The organism is Bacillus sp. LR--39, assembly GCF_053613335.1.
This window is the reverse complement of record NZ_JBSIOT010000679.1, coordinates 1-800: the sequence shown is the minus strand read 5'-3', so window position 1 is coordinate 800 and position 800 is coordinate 1. Positions and strand designations below refer to the sequence as shown.

Below are 800 nucleotides of genomic sequence, written 5' to 3'. Positions count from 1 at the left end.
ATGCTTTATACATTGGGAGTAAACGGCCAAGCGCCAAAATTCTTTACGAAGATTTCCAGAAATGGCGTGCCGTTATACGGGACCATTGCCGTCTTGATCGGTTTGGCAATCGGCGTCGTTTTAAATTATATTGCGCCGCCTAATATTTTTGTGTATGTATACAGTGCGAGCGTGCTCCCGGGGATGATTCCGTGGTTTGTCATTCTGCTCAGCCATATCGGATTCAGAAAAGCAAAAGGAGCTGAAATTGACAAACATCCGTTCAAAATGCCTTTCGCCCCAGTGACGAACTATTTGACGATTGGTTTCCTTCTTATGGTATTGGTGGGCATGTGGTTCAACAATGACACACGCGTGTCTCTGATTGTCGGGGTTATTTTCCTTGCGGTTGTTGCCGCCAGCTATTATGTGTTTGGAATTGGCAAGCGTGCCTCAGCTGATGGGAATAAATAATGAAATTTTTAAGGCGCTTGGGGCTGTCGAGATGTTATTGGCAGCCCTCTCAGGCGCTATGATCAAGAACCAGCTCCTGGTTCTTTTTTTTATAAGCTTGGCTGTGTTTCAATACGGGCGCCAATGATGGGCGGAAACCCGCCCGCTCCGGAGAGCCTCTGGGGTCCATTTCAAACAACGGGTCCGAAAGATGTTGTGTTTCAAGTGAAGCCAAGCCACACAGTAAAGGCTTATGAAAAGGTATAAGGGAGGTCTTTTTTATCCAAAAGAAAAAGCCCGCAGAAAACAGGAGTGTCTCTGCAAGCTTAAAAAGGCCGCTATGTGAAAAGGTATGCTGCGATACGTGT

At 46.4% G+C, this 800-nt stretch carries 1 pseudogene; it reads left to right on the top strand.

Going from position 1 to position 800, the window contains the following annotated elements:
• A pseudogene (locus ACWHAR_RS25795) lies at positions 1 to 453 on the top strand (amino acid permease); the annotation flags it as partial.
• Positions 454 to 800: the final 347 nt, after the last annotated feature.